The 20845-nt window shown below is 55.1% G+C and carries 17 protein-coding genes; 7 read left to right on the forward strand and 10 right to left on the reverse strand.

The window, feature by feature from the left end:
• Window positions 1-133: 133 nt before the first annotated feature.
• From AC54T3_RS09980 to AC54T3_RS10000, 5 genes are all read left to right on the forward strand, one after another.
• Window positions 134-1126 carry a glycosyltransferase family 2 protein gene (locus AC54T3_RS09980; protein ID WP_496624382.1) on the forward strand — a complete coding sequence of 331 codons (993 nt, stop codon included), beginning with the start codon at window positions 134-136 and terminating at the stop codon, window positions 1124-1126.
• Between the two features lie 29 nt (window positions 1127-1155).
• Window positions 1156-1977, forward strand: a complete 822-nt coding sequence (locus AC54T3_RS09985; protein WP_496624383.1) for a polysaccharide pyruvyl transferase family protein — start codon at window positions 1156-1158, stop codon at window positions 1975-1977.
• Window positions 1978-2020: 43 nt separating this feature from the next.
• The gene (locus tag AC54T3_RS09990) at window positions 2021-2851 is read left to right on the forward strand and encodes a Stf0 family sulfotransferase (protein ID WP_496624385.1); all 831 of its coding nucleotides are present in this window, start codon (window positions 2021-2023) and stop codon (window positions 2849-2851) included.
• Between the two features lie 3 nt (window positions 2852-2854).
• Complete coding sequence (pth, locus tag AC54T3_RS09995) at window positions 2855-4735, forward strand: aminoacyl-tRNA hydrolase (RefSeq protein WP_496624386.1); 1881 nt, start codon at window positions 2855-2857, stop codon at window positions 4733-4735.
• Window positions 4736-4815: 80 nt separating this feature from the next.
• Window positions 4816-6093, forward strand: coding sequence for a sugar-transfer associated ATP-grasp domain-containing protein (locus tag AC54T3_RS10000; RefSeq protein WP_496624388.1), 1278 nt, complete (start codon window positions 4816-4818; stop codon window positions 6091-6093).
• A 12-nt stretch (window positions 6094-6105) separates the two neighbouring features.
• Here the strand turns inward: AC54T3_RS10000 and AC54T3_RS10005 are convergent, their stop codons facing one another.
• The 8 genes from AC54T3_RS10005 to AC54T3_RS10040 form a co-directional block, all read right to left on the reverse strand.
• The gene (locus AC54T3_RS10005) at window positions 6106-7911 is read right to left on the reverse strand and encodes an ABC transporter ATP-binding protein (protein ID WP_496624389.1); all 1806 of its coding nucleotides are present in this window, start codon (window positions 7909-7911) and stop codon (window positions 6106-6108) included.
• Between the two features lie 16 nt (window positions 7912-7927).
• Window positions 7928-8902, reverse strand: a complete 975-nt coding sequence (locus AC54T3_RS10010; RefSeq protein ID WP_496624391.1) for a glycosyltransferase family 2 protein — start codon at window positions 8900-8902, stop codon at window positions 7928-7930.
• 2 nt (window positions 8903-8904) lie between these two features.
• On the reverse strand, window positions 8905-9702 hold the full coding sequence (locus tag AC54T3_RS10015) for a class I SAM-dependent methyltransferase (protein WP_496624392.1): 798 nt from the start codon (window positions 9700-9702) through the stop codon (window positions 8905-8907).
• A gap of 70 nt (window positions 9703-9772) precedes the next feature.
• Window positions 9773-12424, reverse strand: a complete 2652-nt coding sequence (locus AC54T3_RS10020; RefSeq protein WP_496624394.1) for a VanZ family protein — start codon at window positions 12422-12424, stop codon at window positions 9773-9775.
• 16 nt (window positions 12425-12440) lie between these two features.
• Window positions 12441-13553 (reverse strand): nucleotidyltransferase domain-containing protein, encoded by a 1113-nt coding sequence (locus AC54T3_RS10025; protein ID WP_496624396.1) that lies wholly within the window; start codon window positions 13551-13553, stop codon window positions 12441-12443.
• Window positions 13554-13624: 71 nt separating this feature from the next.
• Window positions 13625-14608 (reverse strand): HprK-related kinase A, encoded by a 984-nt coding sequence (locus AC54T3_RS10030; protein WP_496624397.1) that lies wholly within the window; start codon window positions 14606-14608, stop codon window positions 13625-13627.
• Window positions 14605-14832, reverse strand: a complete 228-nt coding sequence (locus tag AC54T3_RS10035; protein ID WP_496624399.1) for an HPr-rel-A system PqqD family peptide chaperone — start codon at window positions 14830-14832, stop codon at window positions 14605-14607. The genes AC54T3_RS10030 and AC54T3_RS10035 overlap by 4 nt, the downstream gene beginning before the upstream one ends.
• Window positions 14833-14879: 47 nt before the next feature.
• Window positions 14880-15341 carry a hypothetical protein gene (locus tag AC54T3_RS10040; RefSeq protein ID WP_496624400.1) on the reverse strand — a complete coding sequence of 154 codons (462 nt, stop codon included), beginning with the start codon at window positions 15339-15341 and terminating at the stop codon, window positions 14880-14882.
• A 335-nt stretch (window positions 15342-15676) separates the two neighbouring features.
• Between AC54T3_RS10040 and AC54T3_RS10045 the strand changes: the two genes are divergently transcribed.
• Window positions 15677-16492 (forward strand): S1C family serine protease, encoded by an 816-nt coding sequence (locus AC54T3_RS10045; protein ID WP_496624401.1) that lies wholly within the window; start codon window positions 15677-15679, stop codon window positions 16490-16492.
• A 263-nt stretch (window positions 16493-16755) separates the two neighbouring features.
• On the forward strand, window positions 16756-17364 hold the full coding sequence (locus AC54T3_RS10050; protein WP_496624403.1) for a PilZ domain-containing protein: 609 nt from the start codon (window positions 16756-16758) through the stop codon (window positions 17362-17364).
• Between the two features lie 36 nt (window positions 17365-17400).
• Here the strand turns inward: AC54T3_RS10050 and prsR are convergent, their stop codons facing one another.
• Both prsR and prsK read right to left on the reverse strand, forming a co-directional pair.
• Window positions 17401-18741: a PEP-CTERM-box response regulator transcription factor gene (gene prsR, locus AC54T3_RS10055; RefSeq protein WP_496624405.1), complete on the reverse strand. Its 1341-nt coding sequence runs from the start codon at window positions 18739-18741 to the stop codon at window positions 17401-17403.
• A 31-nt stretch (window positions 18742-18772) separates the two neighbouring features.
• The gene (gene prsK / locus AC54T3_RS10060) at window positions 18773-20842 is read right to left on the reverse strand and encodes an XrtA/PEP-CTERM system histidine kinase PrsK (RefSeq protein ID WP_496624406.1); all 2070 of its coding nucleotides are present in this window, start codon (window positions 20840-20842) and stop codon (window positions 18773-18775) included.
• Between the last annotated feature and the right edge of the window lie 3 nt (window positions 20843-20845).

A 20845-nucleotide genomic window follows, 5' to 3' on the forward strand; every position in this document is an offset into this window, starting at 1 on the left:
ATTTGCTCAAACGAAAAAATCGTATGCCTTGGTATTTGATTAAATCCGTGTATTTTTTGGAATTCGAAGAGATAGTCAAATCTTAAATGCTTTTTGCTTACTAAAACTACTAATTGTATAAAAAGAGGCCGCTGTGAGTAGATTAAATATTTCTGTCGTGATCCCGGCATATAACGCAGAAAAATACCTTGAAACAGCAATAAAGTCTGCTGTTGATTTTCCTGATGTTCAAGAAGTTATTATTGTTGACGACGGTTCGCAGGATGGAACTTTAGAATTAAGCCTGAAGTTGAAAGAAAAAAATCATAAAATTAAAGTTTACCAGCATCCAAAGAAAGAAAACAAAGGGGTGTCTGCTTCTCGTAACCTTGGTATCAACCGAGCTACAAGCGATTATATTGCTTTTTTGGATGCTGATGATTTTTACTTACCCAATAGATTTGACGCTGAAGAGACCATTTTCAATGAAAAGCCAGGTGTAGAAGGTATCTATGGAGCAATCGGCGCCCACTTTATGACAGATCTTGGCAAAACGCGTTTCAAAAATTCTAAAATGATGCAGTTGACAACAATATCTGGCTCGCCAGCTCCAGATGAGTTGCTTTATGTTTTATTAGGGATTAGCAAACAATATCACGGGCATTTTCACTTAGATGCTCTAACAGTTCGCAAAACAGTATTTAGTAAGTCTGGCTTGTTTGATGAAGATCTAGAATTTGCAGAAGATACTGATCTTACTATAAGGATCGCTGCAACCTGCAATTTAGTGGCCGGCGTAATAGATCAACCCGTTGCCATGCGCGGAGTGCATGATACAAATCGAATTACAAACACGCAAAAATTACATCGCTCATGGGCGGTTGCGTACAAAAAGCTTTACACTTGGGGTGGAGATAATGGTATGCCTGAGAAAGCGAGATTGCAATGTCTTAGAAAGGCACTGATAAGGCGCACTTGGGATCAGAGTTTTTTTCAGGGGTTGAAATTTTTGCTCCTCCTCAAAAAAAATCATCCTGAACTGCGATCAGATATTGCAGCATATCGAAAAATTGTCTTTGGGGTTTTCGGTGATAATTTATTTGGAAAGGTATACATAAAACTAAGCAATTTTATAAGTTTTGAATGATTTTCATTTAGCTCAATAAGGTAATCTCAGTGAAGCTTTTTTATTTCAATAGATATCAAAACTTTGGGGATAGCATAAATCCTTGGTTCTGGTCACATTATATAAAAAAAGAATTTTCTCAAGAATCTAATCAACTCTTTGTAGGCATTGGAACGCTGCTAAACGACCAGCTTCCAACTAATGCTGAACAGATTCATATTATGGGGGGTGGCGCAGGATATGGGAAAATACCAACGGATATAAAAAAATGGAATATTCACTGTCTGCGTGGGCCATTAACTGCTGACGCCCTAGGAGTTCATAGACAGTATGCGATAACAGATCCTGCTATTCTAATCAACGAGCTTGTAAAGATCGATAGCGTAAAAGAACATAATTGTTCTTTTATTCCGCATGTAGGCATTGACTCTCCGCGATTGCGTGAGCACGTTGAAGAAGCGGGTATTTTCTATATTTCACCGGCTGGCGAGCCGATGGATGTTATTGATGAAGCAAAAAAATCAGAACGTATTATTTGCTCAGCAATGCATGGAGCTATTCTAGCAGAAGCGCTGCGTATACCGTGGTATCCAGTTTCAAACTCAACAAAAATTCTTCAATTCAAATGGCGCGATTGGCTGCAATCAATGGAAATCGAAGCTAATTTGCAATCAATTCCGATCATTTGGCCTCAGCCATCACCTGGATTTAAGGGGAAAGTTGTTTCTAAAATAAAAAGACAAGCATTTATTATGTCTATAAAAAAAATAAAAAACAGAGGTCGTTTTTTATTAGGCCAAGAATCAATTCTCGAAAATAGAAAAGAAAAGCTACAGGAAGCAATTTATAGGTTCAACAAAGATTTTAGTTAAAACAGCATTTAAAGTTATTTTAAAAGCCCATGAGGATTATTTGATGCATCTATATGAAGATCAGTTTTCAGAGCAATATGATTTTCCAAGACAAGAAAAGCCTACCAAGATTTTGATAATCGCATCGACAGGAAGATGCGGTAGCCATATGTTAGGGCATGCGCTACACAAAACAAATAAATTTGGATTCCCTTTGGAATATGTAAATCCAGCAAATTTGGCAGAGTGGAAAAAACGTCTAAAAATCAAAGAATTGCGAGAGGTATTAGCTGAGCTACAGCGAAAAAGAACATCACCTAATGGTGTTTTCGGAATAAAAATTCATTATTCGCATATCAAACAGTTTGGAGGCTTTCAAAATTTAGTAAAAATTTTCCCAAACGCCTACTTTGTACTTCTTTCTAGGCAGGATGTTTTAAAGCAAGCTATATCGTTATCTATAGCTAGTCAAACAGGTGTATGGATATCAGGACAAAAACCAATTAACGAAAACCCAGAATATCGTTTTAAGCATATTGATAATCGTCTGCGCAAAATAATTCTTGATAACTCTTCATGGAGATACACTCTAGCTGCTAGCGGATGCAACTATATCGAAATGAACTTCGATCAAGTTTCTCAAGATTTAGTTCAATCGATAAAAGAGATAGCAGAATTTATGAGCTTAGAGCTTGATGAGGAGTGCATACCAAAAGAACAAGTTACAAGAAAGCAAAGCAACAATAGAAACAAAGAGTGGGAGAATAATTTTATTTCTGATTTCAATGAATCGAGTGAGCTTTTAGAAAACATAAAACTATGTTTTGTTGACAGATTGAAAACAAAAATAAAAAGGATGGGTCTCAATATAATAAATGCGATATTAAAGGTTTGATAAATGAAAGTAATTTTTTTTGATCGTATCAGGGCAGGTTCAGCCTGGCGTTATGAAAAATTGCAAGCGAACATAAGATTAATACAGGCCAAGATTTGGAGGGCCAGCCTTAATAAAACCAAATTTATTGGCATCACCGGTTCTGTCGGTAAAACAACCACAAAAGATTTGACGGTATCGGTTCTTGAAGAGCTAGGAAAAACTAAGGGGAACGCGCTTAGCCTTAATTATCTTAGTGATATCGCAAAAGCAATCGTAGAGCTACCGCGTAATGTCTGCTTCGTAGTACTTGAAATAGCGACTAGCGGCCCTGGGACAATCGATGATCGAGTCCAGTTATGTCGACCAGATATTGCTGCAATGACAGTAATAGGCCGAGATCATATTAAGAAGTTTGGTTCTATAGAGGCAATTGCAGAAGAAAAGGCAAAGTTGATTAATGCGTTGCCAAAAACCGGTACCGCTGTGTTAAATCAAGACGACCCTCTTATTCGGAGTGTTGCAAAGAAAACTAAAGCTCGAAAATTGTGGTTTGGTCGTTCCGAAGATGCGGATTTGCGCTTGTTAGAAGTTACCTCTAATTATCCAGAAACACTTGTCTTAGAGTTGTATTATGAAGGTCATCGATACACCTGCAAAACTGGAATTTATGGTACCCATCTAGCTGTACCTGTTCTCGCGGCTATCGGGATTGGTTTAGCGGCAGGATTATCCATAGAAGATGCTATAGTCGGAGTTGCTAATGCAAGACCGACCACTGGGCGTATGCAGATTGTTACTGACGCAGATGGTGTTATTTTTTTACGAGATGACTATAAGGCACCTCATTGGACTTTACAGGCAATCTTGGACTTTATAGAAAATGCTAAAGCTGAACGTAAAATCGCTATCATAGGTACCCTTTCCGATTATTCGCTTTCTGCCTCAAAACTTTATCCGAAAGTCGCTCGAAAGTTACGCGAAGTTGCAGATCTCGTTGTGTTTGTAGGGCCTCATGCTCTACGTGCACTCAAGGCACGCAATGGCGAGGATGATATTAGTTTACACGGTTTTACTCAGATTCAAGATGCTCATCGGTTTCTTGAAAAAGAGTTGAGACAAGGAGATTTAGTAATACTAAAAGGATCGAATCGAGCAGATCACCTCGTGCGGCTTATATTGGCCCGACAGCGGCATGTTGGATGCTGGATTGCTGACTGTGGTAAAAACCGCTTCTGCGATCGTTGTGAATTCATTGAGAGGGATGGGTTTGTTGATACTCAGTTGCGCCCATCGGCTATAACCGACATAGACTTATCAACAACCGAATCTAACGCTTATTTAATTGTGGGTTTGGGAAATCCAGGCACATCCTATAATGATACGCCTCACAACATAGGCGCGGCTGTGCTCGACAGGCTAGCTCAATCGCTTGATAAAGATAAAGAATGGGTTGATATACCTGAAGGTCAAATCCTTCAAGCAAATATAGAGACAAGTGATGTGATTCTTTTTAAACCAAGTGCGGTTGTCAACCACTGCGGCCCAGTGGTTGACGCCCTACGCCGCCGGATGGGCATTCATTTCCAAAGAATTATAGTTGCTCATGACGATACAGATTTACCCCTTTCTGAGGCTCGGCTAAAATATAGCGGTAGCGATAGTGGCCATAAGGGGCTGAGATCAATCTTCTCAGCACTTGGAAACGATGGTTTCATGACGCGTGTGAGGGTGGGGGTACGGACATCAGATAATGTGAATCGTGATTCTGGAGCAATTGTGCTAAAACATTTTAGCGAAGATGACGATTCTCTAGTTAATGCAGGCCTTGAAAAATCTTCTGTGTTAATCAGAAATGCTCTTGATGTGCTTAATTCCAGTGTTTCCTTGCATAAATCTGATTAAAGGTAAGCAGTTCTTTATCTAAGAGATTTATAGCCGGATAGCTAATTAATAAAAATATTATTTTGGTATAAAACACTAAAATGAATAAAAAGTATCCCTATTGGTATCGACCTCAGCCATCGGTCATTGCTCGATGGTTTTTATGTCAGGGGAATCCCGGCCTTAAAGAGCTGCGTAAATGGCTTTTTTGGGTATGGTGGGCTAAGCCACGTGCGCCGCTTGAGCGAGCATTATCAATTTGGAATCTTTTTTTGTTGCCCGCAATACGGGTCAAAGGATGCTTGCAAGCTTTAAAGGCTTATGGTGATAAGGTTCATTCTACTGATGGAGTCAGTAAGACGCGCCAGCTATTTGATCTGCTAAGACTCGCAGTTGGCACCGATATTGAGGCTACAACCTATTATCGATACCACCTTTTCCAGCATGATCGTCGTGCAAAGCAGCGTGAATATCTGGCTCAGTCAGGCAAGCTGCTCCAAGTATTAGTGCACCGCCTTCCACAACAAGTTGATGATGTGATCTTTACAGATAAGCTTGCATTTGAGAAATGGTGCGCGTCGAACGATCTAAATGCGGTCAAGAGCTACTCGGTTATTTCGAACATTAGCAGCAAAAATCTTTCTTTTTCTGACTCTGATTTCCAATCGACCGATTTGATTGCAAAGCCAAATCAAGGGCGGGCCGGGCATGGTGTAACGCTTTGGCGATACCGTTCAAGCAGTAACGGCTCTTTCTGGGAAAACGCTATTGAAGACAAGCGTTTAGATGCTAGGGGGTTGATAAGGTATCTTCATCAATCTGCCGTTAAGCTGGAAACGCCGTACCTGTTGCAGCCGAGATTGGTAAACCATCCAGTTATTTTATCAATGGGGAACGGCTCTCTAAGCACAGTTCGTATCATGACTGTGCGAGAGAAAAAAGAAGCACCGGTTTTCCTACTAGCTGCAGCACTACGCATACCTATAGGTAATGTCGATGTTGATAATTTTGACCAAGGAGGGCTAGCAAGTGGTATTAATTTTGAAACAGGTAAATGTGGATTAGCAATACAGAAAAGAGGCAGCTATCCATTGCCTTTGTTCGGTAGGAACCCTACTACAAAAGCAATTATAAAAGACCAGGTTTTGCCTTATTGGAAAGAAACCATACAGTTGGGCATAGCTGCTCACCAGCATCTAAATACCCGTATACCGATCATAGGTTGGGACATTGCTATTCTCGCGGATGGTCCTGTTCTCATTGAAGCTAACCACCTTCCTGGGGAGCAACTTGTGCAGATGGCTTCAGGGATTCCTTTGGGTTCAACGCGTTATCCTAATGTTCTTTGCAATGCTCTCTGTGAAGCCTTTGATAGTTAGAGCAGAGTCCAGTTAATCTAGTCCAGAAGCTAATCTTTGGAATTGCGATCCTTCATGACCTATTAATTTATCCCAGCTTCCTTGTTCAGCTAGTTCACCACGGACTAGTACATAAATGCAATCGCATGGCTTAACAGTGCTCAGCCGGTGCGCCACTAGCAAAATCGTTTTTGTGCCACTCAAATTATGAATAGCTTCCATCACGGCTCGTTCAGTCGCGTTATCCAGAGCACTGGTAGCCTCGTCGAAGAAGATCACGGCAGGGTCTCTATACAGGGCCCTGGCAATGCCAATCCGCTGGCGTTGTCCTCCTGAGAGACGAACCCCACGCTCGCCAATGATGGTGTTATACCCTTGGGGAAGCTCGCTGATCACGAAATCGTGTAGGTTGGCGAGTCGGGCGGCACTCTCGACCGCTACATGATCGATCTGCGACTCCGGTAGTCCTAGCGCAATATTTGAAGCAACGCTTTGATCAGCTAAAAAGATATGTTGTGGGACATAACCAATCGCTGCTTGCCAGTTCCTAGTATTTGTTTCCGTCAGAGGCTGATCATCAATATGGATTTCGCCTTTGTCGGCTGGTAGAAGCCCAAGCAGCAAATCGACCAAAGTGCTCTTGCCGGCACCGGAAGGACCAACGAAGCCGACGGTGGTGTTTGCCTGGATAGTCAGATTTAATTTTTTTAGTGCGGCTTCTTCGCTGCCGGGGTAATTGTAAGTAATGTCGTTTAGCGTGATCTTTTTAGAAGGGATCAGAGGCTTCAATCCCCCCCCCCGTTGTGGTAATGCAATCGAGCCGGATTGGGAACCCAGATCAGCAAGGATATTGTCGACCGCTGCTGTGTTAAAACGCATTTGTGCTACACTACTAAATATTTTCTGGAATGCGGGTATTATCTGGCGTCCAGCAAGCCCATAAGCACCAATGAGAGGAAGGGCTGTCTCAATGCCACCATGGCCATCCATTAAAAATAGCACAATGATTAATATGCCGCCAAAAGCGATGGCTTCAATTGCATACTGAGGAAGATTTTGAAGAAGGATTGAGTTAGCTTGATGTTTTGCAAAACGCTTGGATGGATTTCGGTAACGCTCCAAATAATCGAATTCCCGTCCTAGCAGGCGAATTTCTTTCGAGCCGGCAAAGGCTTCAGCAGCCACAGTGAAGCGTTCACGGTTGGCTTGAACTCGGTCTTGACCGATTTTGTTGAGCCACGTTCTGGCGAGCAAATAGATCAATCCGTAGACGCTCCCGAGCGTGAGCGCAACGATCATGGCCAGGACTGGGTAAATCGCAATCAAGAGGGCGACAATCGCGCCTGCAAGTAGAACCTGGCTCGCGAGGCGCATGGCCGGCATCAATCCACCATTGATGGCCTGTGCCGTCTCTTGCAGGACATTCTTAGCGAGATCGCCTGAATTGCGATTCAGAAAGAAACTGTACGGTCTGCGGAGGTAGTCCGCCATCAGGCGACGGGACAGTTCGTATTGTTGCAGATGGGAATAACGGGTAATGGCCCATTGGGTCAGTGCCTGCAATGCGGTTCCAGAGACGAAGACCCCAAAGGCGGCTGTTCCCAAAAAATAGAGAAAGCGATCCTTTGACTCAAAATCGAGTGCGTCAAATGCTTTATTGAGCCAGATATTCGTGTCGATGATGTCTGGATTCGACAGGACCGCAAGGAATGGCATGATCGATGCAATTCCTGCTGTCTGCATAAACGCCGTCACGATCATCAAGAACAGCAGTATGAAGACTTTTGTGTAGTCGCGTGGATCGAGTAGCGCTTTGATTTTTGCGAGTGTTTTGAACATGATCCAATGCTTGGCGTTAGCCGTGTGAGCGAGTGGGCGTTGAACGCCTCGGCGCGAATATAAGAACGCTTGAGATGACCAAATAGAGCCACGTCCGAGGTTGCCAGGGTGATTGCATCAGTGAAGCTGTGAAGTCTTTTGCCGCAAGGCGATAATCAGCGTTGCAATAGCGCCGATAGCCGAGGTCAAAGTGGATGCCCGCGATGCGCTTGCGGACCTGCCGTAACGGCACACTTTCGCCATTGGGGCTGCCGCATCCCCAACGCTTGACGGCTTGGGTCAGTATCTTGGCACCGTAGTTGACGGATGCCCCTCTGACGGTTGCGCTGCTGGGATGCTGGCGATAGAGCGCCATCGGGCGGCGCAAGGTGTGGATCTGCGTGATGCGTGACGCGCGGAGCCAAAAATCATAGTCCTGGCCGAGCCGCAGCGTTTCATCGAAGGTTCCGATTTTTTCTAAGGCCGACCGGCGTAGCATCACCGTCGAGGTCCAGACATGACAATCCAGTAGGAGTTTGTGGTAAACCCAGCCGGAGAGGTCGTCATCCAGCTCGGTTTCCGGAATCGCCTTGGCATCGGCCATGAGGGTTTCCAGCGGCGGATAGCTGCCATCCTGGTTCTGTTCCCAACGCGCGAATTGGGTGCAGACCAGTTCGATCTCGGGATGGGTCTCTAGGTGATGGCGTTGAGCGCTGAGCTTTCCAGGCAGCCAGAGGTCGTCCGCATCGAGAAAGGCGATAAAGTTGCCTTCAGCCCTTGCGATGCCGGCGTTCCGCGCGGTTGCGGCGCCGCCATTCTCCTTGCGGACCAGCTCCACCTCGGGGTGTTCACGGGCGACCTGCTCTGCTGTGCCGTCGGTTGACCCGTCATCGACGACGATGATCTGGAGGTTGGCAATGTCCTGTGCCTGCACGCTCTCGATGGCCTCGCCAATGAACGCCCGCGCATTGTAAGCGGGGATGACGACCGAGATGGACGGGGTCGAAGACATGGTTAGGCGTGGACCTTGCGGGCGAATAAGGCTGTCGATGGGCTCACCGTATGTGCGAGCCAGCGCAGCGGAGGAACGCGACGAATCATCGCCAGGGCAAGCCGTCGTAAGGGGCTGCCGTTGTCATCCATGAGATCGAAACGATCGCGGGATTCCATGCCGAAGGCGCTCAAGAAATCGCGCAGTTGAAAATAGGTAAACCAGTTGACCGCTGGATAAGCTGCGTAATTCGCCAATTCTGGCCGCGTCGTGACCGCTAGACGTTCATAATGGCGCTTGAGCGGTTTGGGATACCAACTGTACAAGGGCAGGGAGAATTCGTTCTGCACGGGGCAGAGCCGGTTGGTCGTACTGATGAAGAGCACGCCACCGGGTCGGAGGATACGGGCGAACTCCGCGAGGCATGTTTCCCATTCGGCGACATGCTCGAGCAATTCCGGGGCGATGCACACATCCATCGAGCGATCACGGAAGGGCAGGGAGGTCGCCGATGCAAGCTGGAGTTTCACATCGAGGTCGGCATCGCGCAGGCGCTGGTGCGCGATCTGCACCAGTTCCTGGTTGATGTCGACGCCGTAGACCTGATGACCGAGTTCCGCCCAGACGCGGCTTTGGGTGCCGGCGTTGCAGCCGATGTCCGCGATGTTGAGCGGTACGCGAGTCGCGCCGTGAAAGGCCAGCAGCTTGTCCCGCAGTCGTTGGGATCGCTCCCGTGACTCGGAAGTCAGACTTTGCCGGGCGTAATAATCGACAAATTCAGCATGTGTCTGGGTTTGCCATGGTATGTCGTTCGATTGCACGGGCTCGGGCCTACAGCTTTATGATGCGCGTGGCTAACGTAGCAATTTTGCGCCTGCGGCGCTAGGCATGTTAGGGGGAAGCGACGTCTTCCATGAACAACCGCACCGCGCGACGCATGGTGCGCGATGTGCTGATGCCGGCTTGGGCAGCGAGTTCCCCGATCCGGTGTACCTGGTCCTCGCGCAGCGCGAGGGTTTGTTCGATGAGCAACTGGCCGGGGTCGTCCACCCGGTAGGTGGTGGTGTGGCGGCGCAGACGCTCCACCAGCGTTGCCTCCGCATATTCATTGAGCACGACATCGACAACGCGCCGAATCGCGCCCTGCAAGTCGAGGCCGAGCTGCTTGGCGACCTGGTCGAGGAAGTCGACCTGTTGCTCGGTCAATCTGGCCGTGAGGGTCGGGTCGGCGCGCGCTTGCGGTGCAGCGGGCGGCGGCTCGGCACGCACTTGCAACGGCTGCACTGCCCTCGGCGCGGGCGCAAACACCGGTGTTGCCAGTCTCAAGCCGAGCGCGAAGACCATGACGGCGGCAATCTGCACGGCGACCCCGCGCGCGAGCAAGACCTTCTCGCTCAGCAGCTCACTGCGATCCGGCCCGAGCAAGAACTGTATTCCAGAGAAGGTTAAACCGTACTTCTGCACCTGGTCGGCGAGTGCTTGGTTGAGTAGCCACCAGGCTATCGGCACGATGAGGAGACTCACGAACAGGGCGATGAGCGCTGCGCGCAGGGAGCGCACATGTGCGATCAAAACCGCGTTGACGGCGAGCACGGCGATCAATGTGTAGATGTAATAGTCGCCATGGATGCCGAACGGGCCTTGGCGGGTGATGAGTTCGTTCAGGTTATCGGTCGAGGACCAATCGAAGGCGATGGCTTTGCACAGCCAGAGCCAAGGGACGGCGCTGAGCATCAACCAGCCCACGCGTGCCGCGATCGCATCGAGTGAATCCTTCTGTTGCCGTTGCAGCCAGGCCGCTTGCGCGATAGCGAGGAAGATGACCACGGGACCGTAGAGCGCCGCGAAGCGCACCGGACGTTCGATGAAAGCGACGAGGTCCGGGCCGAGCGCGAGGAACAGGACACGGGCCTGCACGCCCCAGATGTCTCGGTTGGTGACGAACCAGTGCAGGTTGGTCGAGCCGGCGATATCCAGGATGCTCTCCTGGGTGACGCTGAGCATGAGCAACAGCAGGCTGACCATGGCGGCGGCGAAGGCGGTCAGCGGGATGCGGAGGATTGGCCAGCGGGCGCGATGGATCTGCTCGCCCATCCAGGCCGCCCCGGCCCCAATCCAGAGTAACGCCAGCACGAAGACCCAGGCGGCGAGCGGATTGGAGCCGCCATGCAGCAGCTCGCGCAGGTTGTAGGGGATGCCAGGCAGCCTGACCAGCACCCAGAGCGGGATCGCGCCAATGGCGGCGGTCAGCGCGAATGGGATGAGGACCCAGCGCCACGGTCTGGCTGCGGCGAGCGATGACGCTGGTGGGTGGGTGTCAACGGGTTGCGACGCAAAGGCGTGCTGCGACGCAACCTCATCGAGGGGTCGAGGGGCGAGGCGATGCTGCTCATCGATAGGCTGTTGTTTATCCCTCAAACGAGCGAGCATGACGGCAACCAGGATGACCCAAATCGGCTCGGTGATCGAGGGTGTCCGGCCGACGAGGAAGACCTGCGCGATCTCGAGCAGCGTCACCCAGAGCGCAAGCATCAGGCTGGCCGCGCGCAGTGAGCCACCGCGTTGCTGGACCAACCAGAGGATCGCGGTATAGAAGAACAGGTGGCTTGCGAGTGCGCGGGAATTGATCAGCATCGATCCTTCGAGCACCTCGGCGAACGGAATCCAGCCCATGAGATTGGTCCCGTGCGTGAGCTGGAAGGGTTCGAGGCTACGGGCGGTCAAGACGAAGACGAGCCCAAGCAGCAACATGAGGGCGCGCGCTCGCCCGTCGACGCCCAGCAGCACCGCCCAGGCCAGGCAGCCGAGGCCGAAACCGATGACGGTCGAGAGGTCGAGTTCGACGACGAGGATGAACGGCTTGGCCGCGAGCACCAGCAGCGCGGCAAGCAGCAGCCAGGCGAGGCTCATGCGCTCGCCCAGGATGCGCGCCAGCGCCTGGCCGAGCACGCCGATGCCGACGGCTGCCGCCAGGCTGTCGAGGAGCGACCATTGCGGCTCGAGCAGCAGCGGCTTGAGGCTGTCCTTGATCAGTTGCAGGTCGATGCTGGGCACCAGGGGCACGAGTTCGGCGGCGCCCCACAGGGCGGCGACCAGCAGTGTGGCCATCGGCAGGGGCTGATCGGCAATACGCCCGAGCCAGCGTGTGGTGAAGGCCGCAGAGGCCAGTGCGAGCCCGATACCAAGGCCGACGGCGTTCCAGACCACATCGATCAGCGCTGCATCGCGCGCGGGGATGTAGATCTGCAGCACCTGCAGCACGAAGGCGAACAGGACGCCCCAGAACAGGATGGCAATGAACTGAGGCGCACGCCGGTCTGGCGCGACGCCAGTGGCGGCGAAAAAGCCGAGCGGGACGAATAAGGCGATGTTGCCGACGAGATCGCCGAGCGAGTCTTGGCCGCCCCATGCCGAGAAGAACCGCGCCCAGGTGTCGGCGTTTCCGGCCTCGAGCGAGATCGCGAGCGGATACAGCGAGCCGTAAGTGATGAGCGCCAGGACGATCGCCACGATGCTGCGGTGCGATGTCTGGCTGGCCTGCATCCTCGGGTGTCCTCTGTTATTGCCCGTTGCGCGTGTTGCTGGACGCGACCGCGACCCAGCCCTTGTGGAGCAGATGCCGGGCTAGCAGCGCCGTCGGCATGCGCCGAACATGGTAACGGACCAGGCCGGCCTGAGTGGCGAGACGTTGAGCCAGGGTTGGCGGGGTCTCGGGCAGGCGCGGCGGGCCGATGCGCGTGAAGATCCAATCCAGCGCCGCGCGGGCAATGGCAGGAGGTGGTGCCAACGCCAGATCGTCATCGTCGTGTGCCAAATCCTCGGGCATCGGCGTCTGCAGCCAATGGCGGCAGTAGTGCAGCGCATACCAGAGCAGGCGCGAGGCTTGATGGTGATGCGCGCGCGCGATGAGGGCCTGCCAGTCGTCGTCGCTGCGCAGGTGCGTGCGCAGCAGGGCATCGATATCGACGAGGCCGCGTAACTCGCCGTCGAGTTCGGAGTCCTGGAACAGGTGGATCACGGCGTGGATGATCTGATCCGCTGGACCGATCGCGAGAAAACGCGAGCCTGGGATGGGTCGCAAATTGGCGAACAACAGCGCATCATCGGCGCGGGTGCGGCTGGTGACCGGGGTGATCGTATGATGCAGGTCGACCTCGAGCGGGTGGTTTGGATAACGCAGTGGTGGCAGTTCGTGGCTCCACTCACGGTAATAGCGCTCGTCGTAGGCGTCTTTGGCTTCGGCTTGCCAGCCGGCGTTCTTCAGCGCGGCCTCGGCCCGATCGAGATCGGGCCGGCGCACCAGCAGATCGACATCGTTGGGCGCGCGACCTCGGGTGAGCGGGAGGTCTTGCAGCAGATAGGCGGCGCCCTTGAGCAGGGTCACCGGAAGATCGGCCGGTAGCGCGCGTTCCAGATCGCGCAGCTCCATTCGCACCAGATGTGCGCGGTAGGCGCCGACATTGATCGCGGCTTGCAGGTGGCCGCGCACGCGTTCCGGGATCGCGCGCCAGTGTTCTTCGGACCCTTGCTCCGTTCGCAGCCGATGCGCGAGCATCCCGAGCACGCGCGCCTGGCGGGCAAGGCGCAGGGTGTCGTCCCAATCGGCGAGCTGCATGCCGCGCGCATGTTCGGGGTCGCTCAACAGCGGCAACAGGTGTTGGCCCGCCGGCATGGGGCGTCTGGCATGGCGCCTTTTGGGCCTATTAGGCGTGATCTGAGCATCAGCCGGCATTGGCGTCAGTGTCAGCCGGCCTCGGCGGCTGCCTCCGTGCTGGTGTCCATACTGGCCCCCGTGCTGGCCTCATCGAGCAGTGCCTCGATATGGCTGATGGCCGCATCGAGAGCGCTATAGCGTATCTGATAGGCCGGGCAGGCGGCGATCACATCGGCGACGGCCTCGAAGCCGAGTGCACCGAGCAGATGATAATTGAAGCTGTTGAAGGCGAGGTGGGCGAAGGCGTCTTTACCCGGCAAACGATGGCTGGCAAGCGCCGCGCCGGCCTCGAAACTGGGAAAGATTACCAGTGCTGGGCGAGCCGGGTGGTGAATCGCATCCGCGCTGGCGTCGTTGGGCGCGAGATGGGCGACATCGCCCTTACGGGTTCCGGTGAACAGCGGGCCGATCACCGCTTCCTCCGAAAAAGCGCGAATGACCTCGATCGATTGATTTTTGAGCGCGACGGGTTTGAGCATCGCGACGAGATCGCCAGTCTCTGGTCGCAAGACGCCGAATTCGTCGGAAAGGAGCCGAAAGCCGCGCAGCATCATAGCGGCGGCGAGGGTGCTTTTGCCGGCGCCGGGTGGGGCGGCCATGATGATGGCCCGATTGCCTTTGGCGAGGACGCCGGCATGCAGCAGGATGTATTGATTGGCGCGCTGGCCAAAGCACCAATTCACGCCCCATTCAAACAGCGGCAGGGCATTCGTGAGTGGAAAGGGATCGAACGGCTGAATGCCGTCGATGCGAAACTGCGATTGCGGGCGAATGAAGGCGCGCGAGCCGCACGGCCGGATGACTTCGACATGATAGTCGGCACACTCAGCTTGCACCGAGTGCGGCAGCCGAAAGGCGCCGTAAGTGCGCTGCAAGGTTCGCGCGAACACATCAAGCGGGCTGCGCACGCGCACGAGGGCCGCGCCGTAGTCGATGTGGAGCTGTCCAGCGCGGCAGCGCTGCCTGATCTCGCCGAGATCATACTCCCGTACCCGCGCGCTCGGCGCGCTCATCCGCAGATCACGCCGAGCGTTTTGAGCATGGCGAGGAGTTGGGTGATGTCCGGTGTGCCTGGGTCGAGGTCGAGCGTATCGCGCAATACCTGCGCGGCCTCGTCCATGGTCATCGCGTCCCCGCCGCCCTGTTCGACCAGGGCTTCGTAGACGACGGCGGCCGAGGCGGTGAGGATATGGGTCTTCCAGGTGGTTTCATCGAACAGGATGCCGCCGTCATCCATTGGACGATAACGCAGAGCTAGGCGCACATTCGTAGCGAATCTGGTTATTAGATAAATCCGTCAAAGGATTTTGTGGAGCTTAGGTTGATCGAATTCCAGCAGGATCCTGCGACAAGGGTTTGGTTACCCTCATAGATATAGTCTTTCCCATTATTATGAAATTCATTAGGTGTTCCGGTGGGCGTAAACACTCGGCCATCAGGAGCTTCGAGATTCCCGGTTTCTTCATTGGTGATCTGGCAGTTTAGGCCTTCAGTATCACAGTTTTCAACTTCTTCCGTTTCTTCTGTGACGCCTGTAATAATATTTTCATTATCACCTAGGCAGGTTGCCGAAGTCGCTGCAAGCGCTGCACCACTTGGCAGTGTGTAGATAATAGGCGCCACAGTTGCAGCCTTCAGCAAACGCCGGCGAGCCTCTTGATGCCCCTGATTCGCGTTTCGAGTCTGGGACGTTGGCGTTGCCACCTGATCTTGCTTAACCGGGGTCGTCTTGTCGTCTTGATTCATTGAAAAAACTCCTGATGGGTGGTTGCTGCCTGCCCTGGGCATCAACCGCAAACGATGCCGAGTACCAACGGACAGGCTGAAATGACTGTTCACTGCGCTACAAGACTGCTCTGTATAAAATAATGCAATTTTCGTGCCGTTTTTTCATTTGATTTCAAAATCAGCAGCCTAGCCTTTCGTGGGGCCAGGGGCGGCTTCCTGCTCGGGGGCTATGTCAAGTTTTCTGACGCCTAACTGCTCGGATGACGCCGTCTTGCTGGCCAGGCCCGTTTGGCACTGCCATAGTGTAGCCAACATGTAGCCAACATTTGGGTCTCTTTGATGGAGTCGACAACATGGTCATCACACTGTTCAAAACTAAAAAAGCACACTGGAAAAGCAGGCTGCTGCCAAGATTATTACTGGGGCTGGCGCTGCTGCTGAGCGCGAGCGGTCCCGGGGCGAGCGATCTGCCGGCGGCCATTGATCGAGTCAAGCCCTCGGTGGTCGGCATCGGCACCTATCAAGAAACCCGGCAACCACGGATGCAGTTGCGCGGCACCGGCTTCATCGTCGCCGACGGTCGGCATCTGATCACCAACAGCCATGTGCTGCCGGACAGCCTGAACAAGGAGCGACGCGAGTTCCTGGCCGCGTTCGTGCCCAAAGGCGGCTCCCAGGCCGAGGCGCGGCCGGCGCGTATGGTGGCGCAGGACGAGGCGCGCGATCTGGCGCTGCTGCGTATCGAGGGCTCGCCGCTGCCGGCGCTGCGGCTGGGCGATTCCAGCGCGGTTCGTGAAGGCCAGGAGATCGCCTTCACCGGCTTCCCGATCGGCGCCGCCCTGGGGCTGTATCCGGCCACCCATCGGGGCTTGATCGCGGCGGTGGCGCCGGTGGTGATGCCGGCGCGCTCCGGGCGCGAGCTGAAACCGGGGCTGATCCGGCGCATGCGCGATCCTTACACCATCTTCCAGTTGGATGGCACGGCCTATCCGGGCAACAGTGGCAGCCCGATGTTCGACCCCGGCAGCGGCCGAGTGCTGGGTGTGATCAATATGGTGTTCGTCAAGGAAGGCCGCGAGAGCGCGCTGGAGCGCCCAAGCGGCATCAGCTACGCGATCCCGATCGACTTCGCCCGGGATCTCTTGCGCCAGCAGAATCTGCGGCCTTGAGCCTGGCCCTCTGGGTCAGTTTGATCCTCCAGGTGGCGTTGGGCTTGGTCGTTGAAAGGGGGCCGCCCAACCGTCGATTTTTTTTACATCTTTTGTGCGGCGCCGCTAAAACGGGCGGTAGTGTGACGTAAATCTCATCTTAAACAACCCTTTGTTATTTTTGGCGCGTTGTTTGCTTAAATCGATATTATCAGTCACTCTGCGTGTTACTACCGGGCGTCGACGCTCAAGTCAGGAATCCGCATCCCTTATGGAGTTATGCCATGTCCCAACACCTACCAAGCTTGGAAAAACTAGAGCCACTTGTCGAAGAACTGGCTGAGTTTTGGGTGTCCGCCCTTGAGCACGGCAATTGGGAGCAGCGACTTCAGGTGCTGAACAAGATCCACGATCAGTTGCGCGCGGATCTGGCCACCAAGGCGGAGTTCGATTTGGTCTCGCCGCGCTTCGTCTCGGCGATCATCGATCGCTTGGGCGCGCCGCCGGTGGAGGCCGAGGCGCAGGCCAAGATCTATGCCTACTCTCTGAACGAGGTCCATCGGGACGCGGCGACGGCTTGGAGTCTACGCAGTCGTTCCTCGGAAGGGTCGGCGGATCAGTCGGACCGCCGCCGGTTTCCGCGCAAGATGGTCAACATGCTGAGCGAGATCTGGATTCAGGGCTTCACGGCACCCTGTCGCCTGATCGATGTCTCCCTCGGTGGCGCGCGGGTGGTGCTGCAGCAAACCGAGGCGCCCCCGCCGGGAACCGAGGTGCGGGTGGTGGTGCCTGGCAAAGGCATCTGCGAGGCCATCGTGGTGTTTGTCAATAACAGCCTCGAGGCTGGGTTGCGGTTCTCTCATCAACCCGAGCCCGCCATGATATCGGCCTGATTAGAGCGCGCTTGTGCTCGCCTTGGCGAGACGGCGCTATTCCCGCAGGCCGTATTTATCGAGCAGGTTGTACAGCGTTGGCCGGGTGATCCCGAGTAGATCGGCGGCCTGCGCGATATTGCCGTTGCAGCGGCCCATGGCCTTGATCACGGCCTCTTGCTCGGCCGAATCTCGAATCTCGCGCAAGCCGACTCGCTCATCGATCTCGGCGGATGCCGGCAGTCCCAGATCCTCGGCTTGGATGCGTGGACCGTCGGCCATGATGACCGCCCGCCGGATCAGATTTTCCATTTCTCGCACATTCCCCGGCCACTGATAGGCCTCGATGGCACTGAGTGCTTCGCCGGAAAAGCCCAGTCGGCTGGTCTTACGCTGGTCTTGACGGAAGCGTTCCAGCAACGCATGGGCGAGCAGGCTGGGGTCGCCCTGGCGTTCGCGCAGGGGCGGAATCTCGATCGAGATCTCGCTGATGCGATAGTAGAGGTCTTCGCGGAACCCCCCGGCTTCGATCAACTCATGCAGGTGCTGATTGGTCGCCCCCACGACGCGGATATCGACCGGGATCTCGGCCCGTCCGCCGAGTCGCTCGACGACGCGTTCCTGCAGAAAGCGCAGCAGCTTGGCCTGAAGGCTCATCGGGAGATCGCCGATCTCGTCGAGGAACAGCGTGCCCTTGTCGGCATGCTCGATCTTGCCGATGGTCTGGCGGGTGGCGCCGGTGAAGGCGCCTTTTTCGTAGCCGAACAGCTCGCTCTCGAGCAGATTCTCCGGGATCGCCGCGCAGTTGAGGGCGACGAAGGGCTGCTTGGCGCGCGGGCTGAGCTGGTGCAGGGCGCGGGCGAGGACTTCCTTGCCGGTACCGCTCTCGCCGAGCAGCAGAACGGTGGCGTCCGAGGGCGCCACGCGCTCGATCATGCGACAGACCTTGAGCATGCTGGGGGCGGCGGTGATGAGCCCTTGCAGCGGTGAGGCGCTTTGGTGCGCGAGTTTACGGTTCTCGGCCTCCAGGTCGAACAGTTGGGCGGCGCGATCGGTGATCAGCCGCAGGGCATCGGCATCCACCGGTTTGATGTAGTAGTCGTAGGCACCGAGGGCGACGGCCTGCAAGGCGTTGGCGCGGTCATCATTGCCGGTGACGACGATGATCTTGGTCTCGGGGGCTAGGGCGAGGATCTCTTCGAGCAGCGCCATGCCCTCGGTGGCGTTGGCCGGATCGGGCGGCAGACCGAGATCCAGCGTCACCAACTGCGGCCGATGGCGCCGAACCTGGCTCATGGCGCTGGCGCGGTCTTGCGCCTGGAGGATCTCATAGCCATCGAAGCACCAGCGCAGTTGGCTCTGCAGGCCGCTGTCATCCTCGACGATCAGCAATTTCATGGACTGTTTTGCGGAAGAAGCCATGGTGAGATTACCTGCTGTGAGAAGAAGCGGGCGTACTGGGGGCTGGCTGCTGCCGGGGCAGCCAGAGTCTAAAAAGGCTACCTTTGCCGAGTTCGCTGTCGACCTCGATGCGGCCACCCATGCGGTTGATGCGATCGCGCGCCTCATACAGGCCGATGCCCATGCCGGCATTGCCCTTGGTGGTCTGGAAGGGCCGGAATAGGCGTCGGCGCATGAAGTCTTCGTCCATTCCCGAGCCGGTATCCCGCACCCGCACCTGCGCCCAGTGCGCATCGGCATCAAGGCTGAGATGGACCTGGCCATCGTCCGGGGTGGCCTCCTGGGCATTGCGCACCAGATGCTGGACAACATTCTTGAGGCCGTCGGCATCGCCGTTCAACTCGACCGGCTGGCGGATCTCGAGTTCCGGAATCGGCCGCTTGTCCTGGCTTTCGGCGATCACCTCTTCGAGCAGGGTCGCGAGGGCGATCAGCTGCTGCGGCGCGGTCTCGGCGTTGGACTGCATGTTGCGCAGCTGCGCCTGGGTGCGGTCGAGACGGTCGCGAGCGTGGCCGATGGTGCGAAAGGCATCGGTGATGAACTCGGGATTGTCGCGGTGGCGTTCGGCATTCGAGCAGATCAGCGAGAGCTGGGCGGAGACGTTCTTGAGGTCGTGCACCAGAAAGGCGGCCAGGCGGTGGAAGGCCTCGAATTGGCGCGCCTCGAGCAGGGCCTCCTGGGTGCGCACCAGGGCCACATAGGCCGCGAGCTGGCGGCCGGCGGTCTTGAGCAGGTCGCGTTCTTCCCAGTCGATGCGGTTCGGCGCGCGCGGTTGCGCGAGCACCACGAAACCCTCGAGGGCCTCGCCCTTGAGCAGGGGCACCACCACCCAATGGCGCGCATCATCGAGCAGCCAGTGCGGCAGGCGCAAGCCCTTGTAGAAGTCAGGATTGTTGCGGTATTCGTTGAGTTCGATGATCCAATGGGTGCGATTGAGAAAGCGGACCAACGCCGCCGTTGGACGCTCGGGGGGGTAGGTCGGCGTGCCCAGATTGAGCGCGCCGGCGATCTCGTAATCGCCCTCGTCGTTGCGCACCCAAAGCAGCCCGCCCGAGCTTTCGACCATGTCGCTGATGGCACTGATGCAGCGCTCGTGGAAAGGCATCGGCTGATCCTCGGAGGAGAGCATGCCGGTGAAGCGCAGCCATTCTTGGCGGTAATCGTATTTGTACTTGAAGAAATGCTTCGACAGGAAGACCCGCAGCCGGGCACGCACACTGCCGGAGAACAACACTAGCGCCAGCAGTAAGGCGGCGCCGAACAGGAAGCCCACCTGCAGCAGGGTGCCGAGCTCGCCGCCGAGCTGGCGCAGGAAGTAGGCCGCGCTGCCAATGGCGAGCAGATAGAGCCCCGCGCCCATGAGCGCGGTGGTATGGAACAATAACTGCCGGGAGACTTGAGCGTCGCTGCGCTCGGGCAGGCGGCGGCTCAGGGCGATGCCGAGCAGGGGCGCGACCATGGCGTTGACGATGCCGCGTGCGCGCCAGGTCGTGCTTTCCATGCTTTGGAACAGCACCAGATCGGCATACAGGAACAGATCGAAGGCAAAGATCCCGCCCAGGCCGAGGCAGAGGAATTTGATCTGCCAGCGGCGCTGGGGCGGGGTATTGCGGTAGACCTGCTCGACCAGGATCAGCCCGACGATCGCCATCAGCAGGATCGCCAAGCTGCGCCAGAGGGACATGCCGGGCAGGCTCACCGGCAGCAGAAAGAGCAGTAGCAGGGCGAGCAGAAAGGCGATGGTGGCACCGATCCAGAAGCGCAAGACGCCGGACCCCGTGGAGGCGGCAAGCGTGGCCAGCAGCAGCGCGAACCAGCCGGCGTTGCGGCCGATCTCGAAGAGGCCGCCGGTGATGGCCGCATCGCTGTCGAGCTGCCAGGCAAGCAGGGCCAGGTAGAGCGCCCAGCCCACCGTGAGCAGGCTCGCAGCCAGCATCCAGAGACTGGTGGAGCGATGGCGCCAGAGGATGGATGCCAGCGCCGCCAGCACCAGGTAGGCCAGAGCGGCGCTCAGATAGCCGATGGCGGTGATGGGCATGGC

It is taken from the genome of Halochromatium sp. NSM3, from assembly GCF_059621085.1.